The organism is Limimaricola sp. (assembly GCF_016125575.1).
Taxonomy (GTDB): Bacteria; Pseudomonadota; Alphaproteobacteria; order Rhodobacterales; family Rhodobacteraceae; genus WGLM01.
The window spans coordinates 24270-39210 of sequence record NZ_WGLM01000002.1 but is presented as its reverse complement, the minus strand read 5'-3'; the positions used below and the strand labels follow the sequence as shown (position 1 = coordinate 39210).

Annotated in this window: 14 protein-coding genes; 8 read left to right on the top strand and 6 right to left on the bottom strand. The window is 66.3% G+C overall.

Annotated features, from left to right (window positions below):
* Both GC146_RS01740 and GC146_RS01735 read right to left on the bottom strand, forming a co-directional pair.
* A complete protein-coding gene (locus GC146_RS01740; RefSeq protein ID WP_291833515.1) occupies positions 1-1140 on the bottom strand; it encodes an ABC transporter ATP-binding protein in 1140 nt (379 codons plus the stop codon).
* A 66-nt stretch (positions 1141-1206) separates the two neighbouring features.
* Positions 1207-2277, bottom strand: a complete 1071-nt coding sequence (locus tag GC146_RS01735; RefSeq protein WP_291835695.1) for a polyamine ABC transporter substrate-binding protein — start codon at positions 2275-2277, stop codon at positions 1207-1209.
* Between the two features lie 497 nt (positions 2278-2774).
* Here GC146_RS01735 and GC146_RS01730 point away from each other — a divergent pair, with 497 nt between their 5' ends.
* Together GC146_RS01730 and GC146_RS01725 are read left to right on the top strand one after the other, a co-directional pair.
* Positions 2775-4172, top strand: a complete 1398-nt coding sequence (locus GC146_RS01730; protein ID WP_291833512.1) for an aspartate aminotransferase family protein — start codon at positions 2775-2777, stop codon at positions 4170-4172.
* Positions 4173-4176: 4 nt separating this feature from the next.
* Positions 4177-5484 (top strand): FAD-binding oxidoreductase, encoded by a 1308-nt coding sequence (locus GC146_RS01725; protein WP_291833508.1) that lies wholly within the window; start codon positions 4177-4179, stop codon positions 5482-5484.
* Between the two features lie 38 nt (positions 5485-5522).
* On the opposite strand, the gene GC146_RS01720 is transcribed toward GC146_RS01725, so the two are convergent.
* Both GC146_RS01720 and GC146_RS01715 read right to left on the bottom strand, forming a co-directional pair.
* A complete protein-coding gene (locus GC146_RS01720) occupies positions 5523-6176 on the bottom strand; it encodes a GntR family transcriptional regulator (RefSeq protein WP_291833505.1) in 654 nt (217 codons plus the stop codon).
* Positions 6177-6294: 118 nt separating this feature from the next.
* Positions 6295-7719 (bottom strand): aldehyde dehydrogenase family protein, encoded by a 1425-nt coding sequence (locus GC146_RS01715; RefSeq protein ID WP_291833502.1) that lies wholly within the window; start codon positions 7717-7719, stop codon positions 6295-6297.
* 155 nt (positions 7720-7874) lie between these two features.
* Here GC146_RS01715 and GC146_RS01710 point away from each other — a divergent pair, with 155 nt between their 5' ends.
* A complete protein-coding gene (locus GC146_RS01710) occupies positions 7875-9560 on the top strand; it encodes a SulP family inorganic anion transporter (protein ID WP_291833499.1) in 1686 nt (561 codons plus the stop codon).
* Here GC146_RS01710 and irrA read toward each other — a convergent pair.
* Positions 9557-9994: an iron response transcriptional regulator IrrA gene (irrA, locus tag GC146_RS01705; protein ID WP_291833497.1), complete on the bottom strand. Its 438-nt coding sequence runs from the start codon at positions 9992-9994 to the stop codon at positions 9557-9559. The genes GC146_RS01710 and irrA overlap by 4 nt on opposite strands.
* A 165-nt stretch (positions 9995-10159) precedes the next feature.
* On the opposite strand from irrA, the gene fabA reads away from it, so the two are divergent.
* The 5 genes from fabA (at position 10160) to GC146_RS01680 (ending at position 14360) form a co-directional block, all read left to right on the top strand.
* The gene (gene fabA, locus GC146_RS01700; RefSeq protein WP_291833495.1) at positions 10160-10669 is read left to right on the top strand and encodes a bifunctional 3-hydroxydecanoyl-ACP dehydratase/trans-2-decenoyl-ACP isomerase; all 510 of its coding nucleotides are present in this window, start codon (positions 10160-10162) and stop codon (positions 10667-10669) included.
* A gap of 20 nt (positions 10670-10689) precedes the next feature.
* Positions 10690-11919 carry a beta-ketoacyl-ACP synthase I gene (gene fabB / locus GC146_RS01695; RefSeq protein WP_291833492.1) on the top strand — a complete coding sequence of 410 codons (1230 nt, stop codon included), beginning with the start codon at positions 10690-10692 and terminating at the stop codon, positions 11917-11919.
* 4 nt (positions 11920-11923) lie between these two features.
* Entirely contained in the window at positions 11924-12715 is a 792-nt protein-coding gene (locus tag GC146_RS01690) for an enoyl-ACP reductase (protein ID WP_291833490.1), read from the top strand.
* A gap of 227 nt (positions 12716-12942) precedes the next feature.
* Positions 12943-13854 carry a LysR substrate-binding domain-containing protein gene (locus GC146_RS01685; protein WP_291833487.1) on the top strand — a complete coding sequence of 304 codons (912 nt, stop codon included), beginning with the start codon at positions 12943-12945 and terminating at the stop codon, positions 13852-13854.
* Positions 13855-13943: 89 nt separating this feature from the next.
* Positions 13944-14360, top strand: a complete 417-nt coding sequence (locus tag GC146_RS01680; RefSeq protein ID WP_291835691.1) for a VOC family protein — start codon at positions 13944-13946, stop codon at positions 14358-14360.
* Here the strand turns inward: GC146_RS01680 and GC146_RS01675 are convergent.
* Positions 14357-14791, bottom strand: a complete 435-nt coding sequence (locus GC146_RS01675) for a peptidylprolyl isomerase (protein ID WP_291833485.1) — start codon at positions 14789-14791, stop codon at positions 14357-14359. The genes GC146_RS01680 and GC146_RS01675 overlap by 4 nt on opposite strands.
* Positions 14792-14941: the final 150 nt, after the last annotated feature.

Sequence of the window (14941 nt, the reverse complement as noted above, 5' to 3'; positions counted from 1 at the left end):
CTATTCCGTCAGGACGACACCGGCGGTGTCGGTGAAGGACAACCAGACATCGTCCTCCCATGTGAATTCGCGGTTCTCGACACGACGACTATTGGCGGTCTGCGCCTTGATGATCTGCCCTGTTGGCAGCAGCACGTGATAGGTCGAGATGTTGCCGAGATAGGCAATGTCATGGACCTTGCCCTGCATCGCGTTTTGGGCGCCCTCGGGCCGGTCGGGCGTGATGCGGACCTTTTCGGGGCGGATGGCAAAGCTCACGCGGGCGCCTTGGGCGATGGACTTGTCGCAGGCCGAAACGATCGGCGCCTGCCCTTCGGCCCAGGCGATGGCATAGCCGCCGGCGGGGTTTGGGCTGGCCACGCCCTCGACAAGGTTCACCTCGCCGATGAAGTCGGCGACATAGGCGGTGGCGGGGGTCTCATAGATACGGTCGGGCGTCGAGACCTGTACGACCTTGCCTTGGTTCATGACCGCGACGCGGCTGGCGACCGTCATCGCCTCTTCCTGGTCATGGGTGACGATCACGAAGGTCGTGCCGGTCTTTTCCTGGATATCCATCAGCTCGAACTGGGTGTCGTGGCGCAGCTTCTTGTCGAGAGCGCCCAGCGGCTCATCGAGCAGCAGCAGCTTTGGCGCCTTGGCAAGGCTGCGGGCCAGCGCCACGCGCTGCCGCTGGCCGCCGGAAATCTGGTGCGGCTTGCGTTGTGCGAACTTCTCCATCCGCGTCAGCCGCAGCATCTCCTCGACCCGCGCGGGGATCTGGTCGCGCGGCATGTCGGACCGGCGCAGGCCGAAGGCGATGTTGTCCCAGACCGTCAGGTGCGGGAACAGCGCGTAGGACTGGAACATCATGTTGACGGGGCGCTTGTTGGGCGGCACCGGGCCGATATCCTGCCCGGCCAGCGTGATGCGGCCCTGCGTCGGGGTTTCAAAGCCCGCGAGCATCCGCATCAACGTGGTCTTGCCGCAGCCCGAGGGCCCCAGCAGCGCAAAGAATTCGCGGGTGTATATCTGAAGGTTGAGGTCGTCGATGGCGACGAAGCTGCCGAATTTCTTGGTGACCCCCTCGAAGGTGATCAGCGGCTTTTCGTTCGTGTCGTCCCAAGGGGCGAAAACGGTCTTCTTCGCTGGGTTCGCCATCATGTCCTCGTTGTCAAACGCAGAAGCCCCGCACCGGGAAAGGGTGCGGGGCTGGTCGGCTTGGCTTTAGACGCCGGACTTGATCTTGGTCCAGAGCCGCGTGACTACCCGCTGCACCGACTGCTCGTAAGGCGTGGTGGTGTAGAGGTTATCCATCGTCGCCGCATCCGGATAGATCGCGGTATCGCCGATCACGTCGGGATTGAGGTACTTCTGGCTCTCGAGGTTGCCGTTGGCGTAGTAGACATAGTTCGAGGCCGCCGCGATGTTGTGGGGGTCCATCATGAAGTTGATGAACTTCATCGCGCCAGACGGGTTGGGCGCGTCGGCCGGCACCGCCATCATGTCGAACCACATCAGCGCGCCCTCTTTCGGGATTTCGTAGGCGATGTTCACGCCATTGCCCGCTTCGGCGGCACGGTCACGCGCCTGAAGAACGTCACCCGACCAGCCGAACGCGGCGCAGATCTCGCCGTTGGCCAGCGCGTTGATGTACTCGGACGAGTTGAACTTCTGGATATACGGACGGATCGCCATCAACACCGGCTCGACCTTGGCGATGACCGCGGGGTCGTGGCTGTCGGGGTCTTCACCAAGATACTTCAGCGCGGCCGGAATGATTTCGGACGGCGCGTCCAGCATCTGCACGCCGCAGGCGGCCAGCTTGGAGACATATTTCGGATCGAAGATCAGCGAGAGCGAATTCGTCGGCGCGTCGGGGCCGAGGATTTCCCTGACCTTGTCGACGTTGATGCCAAGGCCGGTCGTGCCCCACATGTAGTTCTCGGCATACTGGTTGCCGGGGTCGTACTTGGCCACGCGATCCTTGATCAGCTTCCACATGTACTGGTCGTTGGGCAGTTGCGAGAAGTCGAGCTTCTGGAACACACCCGCCACGATCTGGCGCTGCAGGAACGTGCCCGAGGGCACCACCACGTCATAGCCCGAGCCACCGGCGAGCAGCTTGGTCTCCAGCACCTCGTTGCTGTCGAACACGTCATAGACCAGCGTGATGCCGGTCTCGTCCTGGAACTTCTGCAGCAGTGACTCGTCAATATAGTCGGACCAGTTGTAGACCCGCACCGTCTCGGCCGTCGCGGCTCCGGCACCGATCATCAGGGCCGCGGCAAGCGGCATCCATTTCTTCAACATGGGGTAACTCCCGTCTGGTTGCGTTTGGCCTTTGGTGGCCACTTCTTCTTCTGCCACAATTTGATCAAACCTGACCCGGTTTGGCAACGCCGGATTCCGTGTCGCTACATCAAAGCGTGAAATCCTGCCTCTTTTCAAGGCATAAGAACGAGGGCGCGGCAGGCCTTCGGCGCAAAATGCGGCAGATGGCACATCGCAGTCACCCGAGCCCCCCTGATTCCTGCCGTTTTTCGACAGATCACGCCGCCAGCACCGCAACCCTGCCGACAATCAAGTCCGCTGCCGATCGGCCGCCTGAAAGAGCGGCATCGCACCCGCTGCAGGGGCGACCCGACCACGCCTGTCGGAGAAGCCGGATTGACTTGGCTATTTTTGATCATATTCTGTCAAACATCACAGACCCACCGGACGGGATACGGGCGCGGGGGCCGCAACCGGCCAGCCGCGGGTCCGTCCTTTGCCCAGATTCACAGGAGCCGCAGATGAACGTCATCTCCAACCACCTGCCCACAGCCGAGCTTCAGGCGATCGACGCCGCGCATCACATGCACCCCTTTACCGACGGCAACGAACTGGCCGCCAAGGGGGCCCGCATCATCACACGGGCCAATGGCGTTTACCTGACCGACAGCGAGGGACACCAGATCCTCGATGGCATGGCCGGACTGTGGTGCATGAACGTCGGATACGGGCGCGAGTCGATTGCGCAGGTAGCATCGCGGCAGATGATGGAACTGCCCTATTACAACACCTTCTTCCAGACCACCCACGTCCCGGTCATCGCGCTGTCGGCCAAGCTGGCCGAGATCACGCCCGAGCACATGAACCACGTCTTCTATGCCGGGTCTGGGTCCGAGGCGAACGACACCAACATCCGCCTCGTGCGGCATTACTGGGCGGCGATGGGCAAGCCCTCTAAGAAGATCATCATCAGCCGCAAGAACGCCTACCACGGCTCGACCATGGGCGGCGCCAGCCTTGGCGGCATGACCTCGATGCACGAACAGGGCGGTCTTCCGATCCCCGACATCTACCACATCGGCCAGCCCGACTGGTATGCCGAAGGGGGCGACATGAGCCCCGAGGACTTCGGGCTGATGCGCGCCCGCGAACTGGAAGCGGCGATCGCGCTGTTCGGCGAGAACAAGATTGCCGCCTTCATCGCCGAACCGGTGCAGGGCGCGGGCGGCGTGATCATCCCGCCCGAAACCTACTGGCCGGAAATCCAGCGGATCTGCGACGCGCACGAGATCCTGCTGATCGCCGACGAGGTCATCTGCGGTTTCGGCCGGACCGGCAACTGGTTCGGCAGCCAGACGATGGGCATCCGTCCCGACATCATGACAATCGCCAAAGGCCTGACCTCGGGCTACATCCCGATGGGTGGCTCGATCGTAGCCGACCATGTCGCCGAAGCAATCAATGCCGCGGGCGATTTCAACCACGGCTACACCTATAACGGCCATCCGGTGGCGGCCGCCGTGGCACTGGAAAACATCCGGATCATCGAGGAAGAGGGGCTGATCGCGCGGGTGCGCGATGATATCGGCCCCTATCTTGCCAAGCGGTGGGCGGAATTGGCCGATCACCCGTTGGTGGGCGATGCCAAGACGGTTGGGATGATGGGCACCCTGCCCTTGACCCCCGACAAATCGCGCCGCGCGGCCTTTGCGGGCAAGGAAGGCACCATCGGCTATCGCTGCCGCGAACGCTGCTTTGCCAACGACCTGGTGATGCGGCATGTCGGCGACCGGATGATCATCTCGCCGCCGCTGACCTTCTCGCACGAAGACGTGGACACGCTGATCGAACGTGCTAGGAAATCGCTCGACGAAACCTATGCCGGGGCCAAGGCCGACGGCCTGCTGAAAGCCAGATGACGACGTGTCCCACGATGTCCTGACCGTCAACGACCGCCCGGGTGAATATCCGGGGTCGTGGTACGCGGCCACGGCAACCCCGCTGGACAAGCTGCCGCGCGCCAAGGGCGACCTGCGCTGCGATGTCTGCGTGGTGGGCGGCGGCTATACCGGCCTTTCGGCGGCGCTGCACCTTGCCGAAAAGGGCTATGACGTGGTGCTGCTGGAGGCCCAGCGCGTGGGTTTCGGCGCCTCGGGCCGCAATGGCGGTCAGGTGGGCACGGGCCAGCGCCAGGATCAGGACGAACTGGAGGCGACGGTCGGTCCCGAGCAGGCGCGCCGGCTCTGGGCGCTGTCGCTCGACGCGGTGCAACTGGTGCGCGACCTTGTTGCCAAGCACCAGATGGGTTGCGGGTTCACCGACGGGATCATCCACGCCGATCACCGCGCGCGGCTGGTGCCGCACAGCCACGCCTATGCCGAGAAGCTGCGCACCCAATACGGCTACGACAAGATCCGCCCCCTTGGGCTGGAGGAAATGCGCGAGATGGTCGCCTCGCCCGCCTATCACGGCGGCTCGCTGGACATGGGCGGCGGCCACTTGCACCCACTGCGCTATGCGTTGGGGCTGGCGCGGGCGGCACGCGCCGCGGGGGTGCGCATCTTCGAGCGTAGCCGCGTCACCTCGCTGGGCGGCAGCACGCCCGCGATCGTGCATACCGATGGCGCGCGGGTGACGGCCGATTACGTGGTGCTAGGCTGCAACGGCTACATGGGCCATCTGGTGCCCGAGGTCGCGGCGCGGGTGATGCCGATCAACAACTTCATCGTCGCCACCGCCCCCCTGCCCGAGGCCGAGGCGCGCGCGCTGATCAAGGGCGGCCATGCCGTCGCCGACAGCAAGTTCGTCATCAACTACTTCCGCATGAGCGACGACAACCGGATGCTGTTCGGCGGCACCGAAAGCTATGGCGACCGTTTTCCCGCCGATATCGGCCGCGCAGTGCGCCGCCCGATGGCGCAGATCTTTCCACAACTGGCCGACGCGCGGATCGACTACGCATGGGGCGGGACGCTGGGCATCACGCTGAAACGGATGCCGCATTTCCAGCGGCTGCGCGGCAACATCCTGACCGCCAGCGGCTATTCCGGCCACGGCGTGGCGATGGCCACGCTGGGAGGGCAGATTGCCGCCGAGGCGATTGCCGGGCAGGCCGAGCGGTTCGACCTGATGGCCTCGGTCCCTGTGCCGCGCTTTCCCGGCGGCACGGCGCTGCGCTGGCCGCTGATGGTGCTGGGCATGGTCTGGTTCAGCCTGCGCGACAGGCTGTAGGCGCGCGGGCCGGACCGTCTTCGGACTGCTCCCGCGCCTTAACCCGCCGCCAACGACAGGCGGATCTGGGCAAAGCCCTGGCTGATATCGGCATGAATCGCGGCCTCGGTCGCGGCTGCATCGCCCGCGCGCAGGGCGGCCAGCGCGCTTTCATGCATGTCAGGCAGGTTCGAGGTGCCGAAGCGCCCGCAGACCACCCGCAGCGACGGGCCCATCCGCAGCCACAGCGCATCGACCAGCCCGGTCAGCACCGTCGCACCGGAGGCCGCGTAAAGCCGCGCGTGGAACTCGTAGTTGCGCCGCAGGTAGGCCCGCACGTCGCCCCGCGCGATGGCCGCGTTTAGCGCATCGTCGATCCGTTCCAGCGTGGCGATCTCGGCCGGCCGGATCCGCACTGCCGCCTGCCCCGCCAGCCAGGGTTCAAGCGCCAGCCGCGCGAAGGCCAGTTCCTCGATACGGGGCCGGTCCAGTACCGGGACCGAAACGCGGCGATTGCCCTGAAACTCCAGTCCGCCCTCGGCGATCAGGCGGCGGATTGCCTCGCGCACCGGGGTCATCCCCGACTGCAACAGCGCGACCAGCCCTTGGATCGTTACCGCCTGTCCGGGCTCCAACTCGCCATCCAGCACCATCTCGCGCAGCCTGCGGTAGGCAACCTCGTGCGCGGGTGGATTGGGTGTTTTCTGGTCCAAGACGGCAGCACCCCCTTGCCGGTTCAACGGCGCGCAGACCGGATGTGTCCCGCGCCGGGGTAGAGTTTGGCGCAAGGCACAAAAATGATCAAATCCAAAAACGCCCCGTTCTGGCGTTTCAGGGTAAATGGACCGTCTTGATCTCGAGGTAATCCTCGATCCCGAAACGCCCGCCCTCGCGCCCATTGCCAGACATCTTGTAGCCGCCGAAGGGGCTGCCGTAACGGTGCGGACCGCCGTTGATATGCACCATCCCGGCGCGCAGCCGCCGAGCCACACGCTGGGCGCGCGCCATGTCGCCGGTCTGCACGTAGGCCGCAAGGCCATAGGGCGTATCGTTGGCAATCGCGATCGCCTGCTCCTCGTCGGTGAAGGGGATCAGGGCGAGCACCGGGCCGAACACCTCTTCGCGGGCGATGCGCATCTGGTTGTTGACGTCGGCAAAGATGGTGGGGCGCACGTAGTATCCCCGGTTCATCCCCTCGGGCCGACCGGGGCCGCCCACCAGCACGCGCGCGCCCTCGGCCACACCCGCCTCGATCAGGGCCTGAACGCGGCCGAACTGCACGTCGCTGACCAGCGGGCCGATATGGTCGCCGGGTTTGGTGGGGTCGCCCACCGCCTGCGCCTCGCCCGCAGCCTTGGCCAACTCCACCACGCGGTCATAGACGCTGGCCTCGACCAGCAAACGGGTGGGGGCGTCGCAACTTTGGCCGGAATTGTTGAAGCATTCGGCGACGCTCGCCGGCACCCGCTCGTCCAGGTCGGCATCGGCAAAGACGATGTTGGGGGATTTGCCCCCCAGTTCCAGCGTCACCCGCTTGACGGTCGGCGCCGCGTCGATGCTGACGGCCGTGCCCGCGCGGGTGGAGCCGGTGAAGGACATCATCGCGATGTCGGGGTGGCGGGAGAGCGCCGCACCGGCGTTCACCCCGTCACCGTTGACAAGGTTGAAGACCCCCGGCGGAAACCCCGCCTCGTCGATCATCTCGGCGTAGAGGAGCGCGTTGAGGGGCGTGAATTCGGACGGCTTCAGCACGCAGGTGCAGCCCGCCGCGAGCGCCGGGATGACCTTCAGCGCGATCTGGTTAATCGGCCAGTTCCAGGGCGTGATCAGCCCGCAAACTCCGATGGGCTCGCGCACCAGCGTGTCGCCGTTGGGCAGGGTCTCTTCCCATTCCAGCGCCTTCATCGCGTCGATGAAGCCCTGCAGGTGGCCAACGCCCACGTCGGCCTGCTGGTCGTGACACATCGTGACGGGCGCGCCCAGTTCCAGCGTGATCGTCTGGACCATCTCGTCATAGCGGCGCCGGTAAATCTCCAGCAGCTTTTCCAGCAACGCCAGCCGGTGGGCCGGCGTGGTGCGCGACCAGCTGTCGAAGGCGGCCTTGGCGGCGGCGACGGCGCGGTCGATGTCCTCGGCGCCACCCAGCGAAATCACGGCAACCGGTTCCTCCGTCGCGGGGTTGATGACTTGCCAATCGCGGCCGGAAAGCGGGCCGGTCCATTGGCCATCAATGTAGAAGTCGCGCTTTGTAATCATCTTGCCTCTCCTTCTCGCGCCATGTCGGCGGCTGCCATTGGGCCAGCCCGCAGTGACCTTGTCCAGCCCGCGAATCTGCGGCCGGCGGCGGCTGGCCGGCTGGCACTTGGGGATTGTCGTTGACAGGCGATTGGGCCAGCCGCAACCCTGACGGCATGGGCACATCATCCAGCGGCGGCGGCCTTTTTCCCACGTTGCGCAGCTATCGTGCGACATGGCTGCCGGGCGATGCCGCCGCGGCGCTGACGCTGGCGGCCATCGCCATTCCCGAACAGCTGGCCACCGCGCGGCTCATCGGCCTGCCGCCGGTAACGGGCCTGCTGGCCTTTGCGGCCGGCACGCTGGCCTTCGCCGTCTTCGGCCGGGCACGGGCGCTGTCGGTCGGGGCCGACTCCACCATCGCCCCGGTCATCGGCGGCACGCTGGCCGTGCTGGCGCTGGCAGGCGGTGGGCAGGTGGCCGGACTGGCGGTAGTGCTGGCCCTGATGGTGGGCCTGTTGTTGCTGGGCGCATGGGTGATGCGGCTTGGCTGGGCGGCCGACCTGATGTCGCAGCCGGTGACGACCGGGTTCCTGATCGGGATCGCGGTGCATATCGTCATCGGGCAACTGCCCGTCCTGCTGGGCCTGCCCACGCCGCCCGGCACCGGGGCGGCACGTCTGTGGGACGTGATGGCCACACTGCAAGGCACGCATGCGCTGCCGTTGGCGGTGGGCGGGGGCATGTTGGCCATAGCCTTGGCAGCCGAATGGCTGAACCCGCGTCTGCCCGGCCCGCTGCTGGGCCTCGCTGCCAGTCTTGGCCTCGTTCTTGCCCTTGGGCGGGGGACAGGCGGGCTGGAGGTGCTGGGCGATGTGACACTGCAGCTTCAGGTGCCGCACCTGACCCTGCCCGGCTGGCCAACCATCGCCGCGCTGTTGCCGCTGGCGCTTGTCGTGGCGGTCCTCGTGATGATCCAGACCGCGGCGGTTCTGCAGGCGTTGGATGACGGCGCCCTGCCCGAAAGTGAGGACGCAATCGGCCGGACTTTCGCTGCCTTGGGTGCGGCCAACATCGCCGCAGCGGCATTGGGTGCCTTTCCGGTCAACGCCAGCCCGCCGCGCAGCGCCATCGTCGCCAACTCGGGCGGGAGGTCGCAACTGGCGGGGGTGCTGGCGGTGGCCGTCTGTGCGGTGGTGGTGCTGGCGGGGGGCGGGCTGCTGGCGCTGGTGCCGCAGGCCGCGCTGGCTGGTACGCTGATCTTCATCGCAACCCGGATCGTGCGGGCGCGGCTGGCGCTGCGCATCGCCCGGCAAAGCCCGCAAGAAGCGTTATTGTTGGTGGCAAGCGCGGCGCTGGTCGTATTCCTGCCGATCGGCGTAGGCGTGGGCCTCGCGATCGTGCTGTCGCTGGTCCACAGCCTTTACACCATCGCCCGGCCCCAATGCCGCGAGTTGCTGCGCCTGCCCGGCACCACGATCTGGTGGGCCGACACGCCCGAACGGCCCGGCCAGCGCGAAGACGGCGTGCTGGTGATGGCGCTGGGCGCGCCGGTGAACTTCATCAATACCCGCGGGATGCTGGCGCAGATCGACACGGCGCTGGCCACGCGGCCCGCCCGCCTGCTGGTGATCGAGGCGGCGGCGGTGGCCAGCATCGACTTCACCGGCGCGGACCTGCTGCGCGACCGGGTCGCGGGATGGCGCGCGGGCGGGTTCGCGGTGGCGCTGGCGCGGCTGGAATCGCAGACGGCTACGGGCGCGGCGCGGCGCACCGGGCTGATCGCGGCCTTCGGGCCGGGCGCGGTGCATCATTCGGTGGAAGATGCCGTCAGGGCGTGGAAGGCGGGCGCGCTGGCCTAGCGGCGGCGCAGGCGGATCACCACGTCGACCGCGGCCACCTCGGCACCTTCGGGTGCGCGCGGCAGGTGGCGGATATCCAGCTGGTCGGCGGGCGCGTCGGTCAGCTGGCCGGTCTCTTCCCAGTAGAAATGCGGATGATCCGACATGTTGGTGTCGAAGTAGCATTTCGAGCCGTCGACGACGATCTCGCGCATCAGCCCAGCCGCGCAGAAGGCCCGCAGCGTGTTGTAGACGGTGGCCAGCGACACACCCTCACCCGCGGCAGAAGCAGCGTCGAACAGGCCCTCTGCGGTCACGTGACGCGACCGGCCATCGCCCACCAGAAGCGCCGCCAGCGCAACGCGCTGCCGCGTCGGGCGCAGCGCCGCCTGTGCCAGCCATTCGGCACCGCGGCGCGCGGCCTCGGACACTGGGGATGCGAATTTCGTTTCCATGCCGCCGAATATGGCCCTTCGCAGCCGAGTTTCAATGCAAAACAGCGTCCGGCAAGGGGCGCAGGCCGCGCCGGGCGGGCGCGCCCGGCCCTGCACACTTGCCCTTCTTCACCCCCGGATGCTAGAGGGGCGAGAACGGCAAGGGCAGCAATGGACGGGCACTGCATGGCGATCTACCCCACCAGTTTCGGCAAGGATGACCTGTTGGCCTGTGCCCGCGGCGAGTTGTTCGGACCCGGCAACGCCCAGCTGCCCGAGCCGCCGATGCTGATGATGGACCGGATCACCGAGATCTCGGAGGATGGCGGGGTGCATGGCAAGGGCCACGTGCTGGCCGAGTTCGACATCACGCCCGACCTGTGGTTCTTCGCCTGCCACTTCCCCGGCAACCCGATCATGCCCGGCTGCCTTGGCCTTGACGGGCTGTGGCAGCTGACCGGCTTCAACCTTGGCTGGCGCGGCTGGCAGGGGCGCGGCTATGCGCTGGGCGTGGGCGAGGTGAAGCTGACCGGCATGGTCCGCCCCGACCGCAAGATGCTGACCTACAAGATCGATTTCACCAAGGCGATCCAGACCCGCCGTCTGACGATGGGTGTGGCCGATGGCGTGGTCGAAGCCGACGGCGAGGTCATCTACATCGTCAAGGACATGAAGGTCGCGTTGTCGGCCAACTGACCCAAGCAAGGAGTGCGCCCATGCGCCGCGTCGTCGTCACCGGGCTGGGAATCGTCTCGCCCATCGGCAATACCGCCGCCGAGGTGGATGCTGCCCTGCGTGCTGGCCGTTCGGGTATCGAGGCAAGCCCCGAGATGGCCGAACGCAACTTTCGCAGCCAGATCGCCGGCACGCTGAAAATTGACCTGGCCGAGCATGTGGACAAGCGCGCGCTGCGGTTCATGGGGCCGGGTGCGGCCTATGCCCATATCGCGATGACCCAGGCGATCGCCGATGCCGGGCTGGAAGAGGCCGACATCGTCAACCCGCGCACCGGGCTGATCGCGGGCTCTGGCGGGCCGTCGACCAGCGCCATGTTCACCGCGCACCAGTCGGTGCTGGCGACCAATGCCACCAAGCGGATTGGCCCCTTCGCGGTGCCCAAGTGCATGGGCTCGACCATTTCGGCGAACCTGTCGACCGCCTTCCATATCAAGGGCATCAACTATTCCATCACATCGGCCTGCTCGACCAGCCTGCATTGCATCGGGGCCGCGGCCGAACAGATCATGATGGGCAAGCAGGACGTGATGTTCGCGGGCGGCGGCGAGGAACTCGACTGGACGCTGTCGTGCCTCTTCGACGCGATGGGCGCGATGTCGGCGAAATACAACGACACGCCCCAGAAGGCCTCGCGCGCCTTCGACGCAGGGCGCGACGGTTTCGTCATCGCGGGCGGCGGCGGGATCGTCGTGCTGGAATCGCTTGAACATGCACAGGCCCGCGGTGCGAAGATCTATGCCGAGGTCACGGGCTTTGCCGCGACCAGCGACGGGCATGACATGGTCGCCCCCTCGGGCGAGGGCGGCGAGCGGGCGATGCGGCTGGCGCTGCAAACGCTGCCCGAAGACCGCAAGGTCAGCTACATCAACGCGCACGGCACCTCGACACCCGTGGGTGACGTTGGCGAGGTGAAGGCGGTGCGCCGCGTCTTCGGCGAGGGGACGACGCCGCCGATCAGCTCGACCAAGTCGATGACCGGCCACAGCCAGGGCGCGACGGGCGCGCAAGAGGCCATCTACTGCCTGCTGATGCTGAAGGGCGACTACATCGCCCCGTCGATCAACGTTGAAACGCTGGACCCCGCGCTTCATCCGGCAGAGATTGCGACAACGCGGGTCGATGCCGCGGGCCTCGACACGGTGATGACCAACAGCTTCGGCTTTGGCGGAACGAACGGCTCGATGCTTTTGTCCAAATTCAGGGACTGACACCATGACATTGTCGCTGACCGGCAAGCGCGGGTTGATCATGGGGGTCGCCAACGACCACTCGATCGCATGGGGCATCGCGCGCGAAATGCATGCCGCGGGCGCCGAACTGGCCTTTACCTACCAGGGCGAGGCCTTTGGCAAACGCCTAGCCCCGCTTGCGGCCGAGGTGGACGGCAAGATCATGCTGGACTGTGACGTGACCGATGAGGCGTCGATGGATGGGGCCTTCGCCACGCTGAAAGCGGAATGGAGCACGCTGGATTTCGTGGTTCACGCCATCGCCTATTCCGACAAGGCCGAACTGTCAGGCCGTTTCATCGACACCTCCAAGGCGAATTTCCAGAATTCGCTGACGATAAGCTGCTATTCGTTGATCGACGTCGCCCGCCGCGCGGCCGAGATGATGCCCGACGGCGGCACGATCATCACACTGACCTATCAGGGCGCGAACCGGGTAACGCCGTTCTACAACGTCATGGGCGTGGCCAAGGCGGCGCTGGAATCGGCCGTGCGCTACCTTGCCAACGATCTTGGCCCGCAGAAGATCCGCGTCAACGCGATCAGCCCCGGCCCGATGAAGACGCTGGCAGGCTCGGCCATTGCCGGCGCCCGGCGCACCTTCCGCCATACCGAACAGAACGCGCCCCTGCGCGCCAATGCCACGCTGGAGGCGGTGGGCGGCACGGCGGTGTGGCTGGCCTCGGACGGCGGCGCCTTCACCACCGGCGAGGTGGTGCGCGTCGATGGCGGCTTCCACGTCATCGGCATGCCGCAGCCCGAGAACCTCGTTTAAAGCTGCCACCAGTCCGGCGCGCGCCGGGGTTCCTCGACCAATCCAAGGTCGCGGCGCAGTGCGTTTGTGTGCGGCGGCGGGGGCGCTGCGGCCCTGCGGGCGAATAGACGACCAATAATCTTCATGACATTTCCAATCCAGATGCGCGTAGACATGCGCCATCTCGCTCAATATCCATGGAGTCTGGAAACGAAACCTCGCCATGCCAACCATGATGGATTTTCATGATGACAGGCCCGCTTCCCCCGCTGTCCTGCCTTCGGGCCTTTCTGGCGGTCGCAGAGCATGAGAATTTTACCCGGGCGGCCGAGACACTTGGCCTGACCCAGACGGCAGTCAGCCACCAGATTGCGCAGCTGGAAACCTTCCTTGGCGCCCCGGTCTTCGTGCGGCAACGGCCGGGCGTGGCGCTGACGCCGCTGGGCACGCAGATCCGGCCAGCGATCCAGACCGCCCTTGCCCAGCTGCACGACACGCTTCACGCCGCCCGGCGCACCCGGTCCGAGCGCAAGATCACCGTCTCGACCATCCCCGAATTCGGCAGCCGCTGGCTGGCGCCCCGGCTGGCCGATTTCTTCGAGGCGCACCCGGGCATCGGCGTCAACCTGGTGATGGAATACCGGCGGGCGGATGTCCTGGGGGGCGAGGTGGATGCCGCGATCTGGCTTGGCCCGGGCAGCCCCGATCTGCAGGCAACGCCGCTGGGGCTGGACGAGGAATTTGCCGTCTGCGCGCCTGAACTGGCCCGGACGCTGCCGCCGCAGATGGCGCTGACCACGGCGCCCCTGCTGCGCTACACGGGCGCGCGCCACACGTTGCTGGACTGGAGACGATGGCTGGCGCAACTCTATCCGATGCAGGACGCGGCGAAGTTCTTCGACTTTGACGGAGGGCCGGAGTTCGACAGCTTTGCCGAGATGATCGCGGCCTGCCAGCGGGGCGAGGGGTTTGCGCTGGTCCGCCGATCTCTGGTCAGCGATGCGCTTGCGGCCGGAGACCTTGTGCGCTGCTTTGTCGAGACGGCCACGTCAGACCTGCAATATCACTTGGTCACCGCTGGCAAACTGCGCCCCGGCAGCCCGCTTGCCCGGTTTCACCAGTGGCTGCTGGCGCAGATCGAGGACGAGGCGGCCGGCTGAGCCGCCCCCGTGCGCAGCCGCTTGCCAGCGGCCGGGGCCCGGTCCTAAGGTGCCTCGACAACTGCCGAAGGAGCACCCCCTTGTCCCGCATGATCTTCATCAGCCTGCCAGTGCAGGACCTCGCCGTCTCGCGCCGGTTCTACGAGGGCCTCGGCTTTTCGGTGAACGAGAATTTTTCCGATGATACCACGGCCTGCGTGGTGGTCTCGGACCAGATCTTCGTGATGATCCAGACCCATGACCGCTATGCCGGGTTCGCCAACCTGCCGGTGGGCAACCCGCGCGAACAGTCGCAGCACCTTCTGGCGATCTCGTGCGAAAGCCGCGAAGAGGTGGACGAATTGGGCCGCCGCGCGGTTGCGCACGGCGGCACCGAGGTGCATGGCGCCGAGGATCTCGGCTTTATGTACAGCATCGGCTTCACCGACCCCGACGGACATGCATGGGGCCCGCTTTGGATGGACCCCGCCGCCGCGGCCAATGGGCCGCCTGAACACGGTGCCTAGGCGGCCTTAATCTCGACCAGTTCGATCGCGAAGGTCAGCGTCTTGCCCGCCAGCGGGTGATTGGCGTCCAGCACGACCTCGTTCTCGTCCGACGAGACCACGGTCACGGGCATCGTCTGGCCCGACGGCGTCTTCATCTGCAACTGGGTCCCGGGATCGACGGGGATATTGTCGGGCACTTGCGCGCGCGGCACCGACTGGCGCGCGTTGGGGTCAACCGCGCCATAGCCTTCTTCGCAGGGCACTTCGACGGTCTTCTGCTGGCCCACTTCCATGCCCGGAATGGCCTTGTCGAGGCCGGGGATGATCTGGCCCGAGCCCACGGTGAATTCCAGCGGATCGCGGCCCTGCGAGCTGTCAAAAGTCTCGCCGCTGTCAAGCGTGCCGGTGTAATGAATGCGGACGACGTCGCCCGGTTTGACCTGGGTCATGTGATATTCCTCGATGTCTGGGGGGTGAATGAAGGAGGCCGGCTAGTGCGGGTGCTCCGATGATACCGCCCCCAAGGTAGGCAACCCGGGCCGCCGATGCAAACCGGTTTGGCCCTTTTCCCCGGCGCGCACGCATGACAGTCTGACGCC

Bases quoted from the DNA above. Each gene is read 5' to 3' on its own strand.
- GC146_RS01740 (WP_291833515.1), bottom strand. From the start codon at position 1,140: ATGGCGAACCCAGCGAAGAAGACCGTTTTCGCCCCTTGGGACGACACG.
- GC146_RS01735 (WP_291835695.1), bottom strand. From the start codon at position 2,277: ATGCCGCTTGCCGCGGCCCTGATGATCGGTGCCGGAGCCGCGACGGCC.
- GC146_RS01730 (WP_291833512.1), top strand. From the start codon at position 2,775: ATGAACGTCATCTCCAACCACCTGCCCACAGCCGAGCTTCAGGCGATC.
- GC146_RS01715 (WP_291833502.1), bottom strand. From the start codon at position 7,719: ATGATTACAAAGCGCGACTTCTACATTGATGGCCAATGGACCGGCCCG.
- GC146_RS01710 (WP_291833499.1), top strand. From the start codon at position 7,875: ATGGGCACATCATCCAGCGGCGGCGGCCTTTTTCCCACGTTGCGCAGC.
- irrA (WP_291833497.1), bottom strand. From the start codon at position 9,994: ATGGAAACGAAATTCGCATCCCCAGTGTCCGAGGCCGCGCGCCGCGGT.
- fabA (WP_291833495.1), top strand. From the start codon at position 10,160: ATGGCGATCTACCCCACCAGTTTCGGCAAGGATGACCTGTTGGCCTGT.
- fabB (WP_291833492.1), top strand. From the start codon at position 10,690: ATGCGCCGCGTCGTCGTCACCGGGCTGGGAATCGTCTCGCCCATCGGC.
- GC146_RS01690 (WP_291833490.1), top strand. From the start codon at position 11,924: ATGACATTGTCGCTGACCGGCAAGCGCGGGTTGATCATGGGGGTCGCC.
- GC146_RS01685 (WP_291833487.1), top strand. From the start codon at position 12,943: ATGACAGGCCCGCTTCCCCCGCTGTCCTGCCTTCGGGCCTTTCTGGCG.
- GC146_RS01680 (WP_291835691.1), top strand. From the start codon at position 13,944: ATGATCTTCATCAGCCTGCCAGTGCAGGACCTCGCCGTCTCGCGCCGG.
- GC146_RS01675 (WP_291833485.1), bottom strand. From the start codon at position 14,791: ATGACCCAGGTCAAACCGGGCGACGTCGTCCGCATTCATTACACCGGC.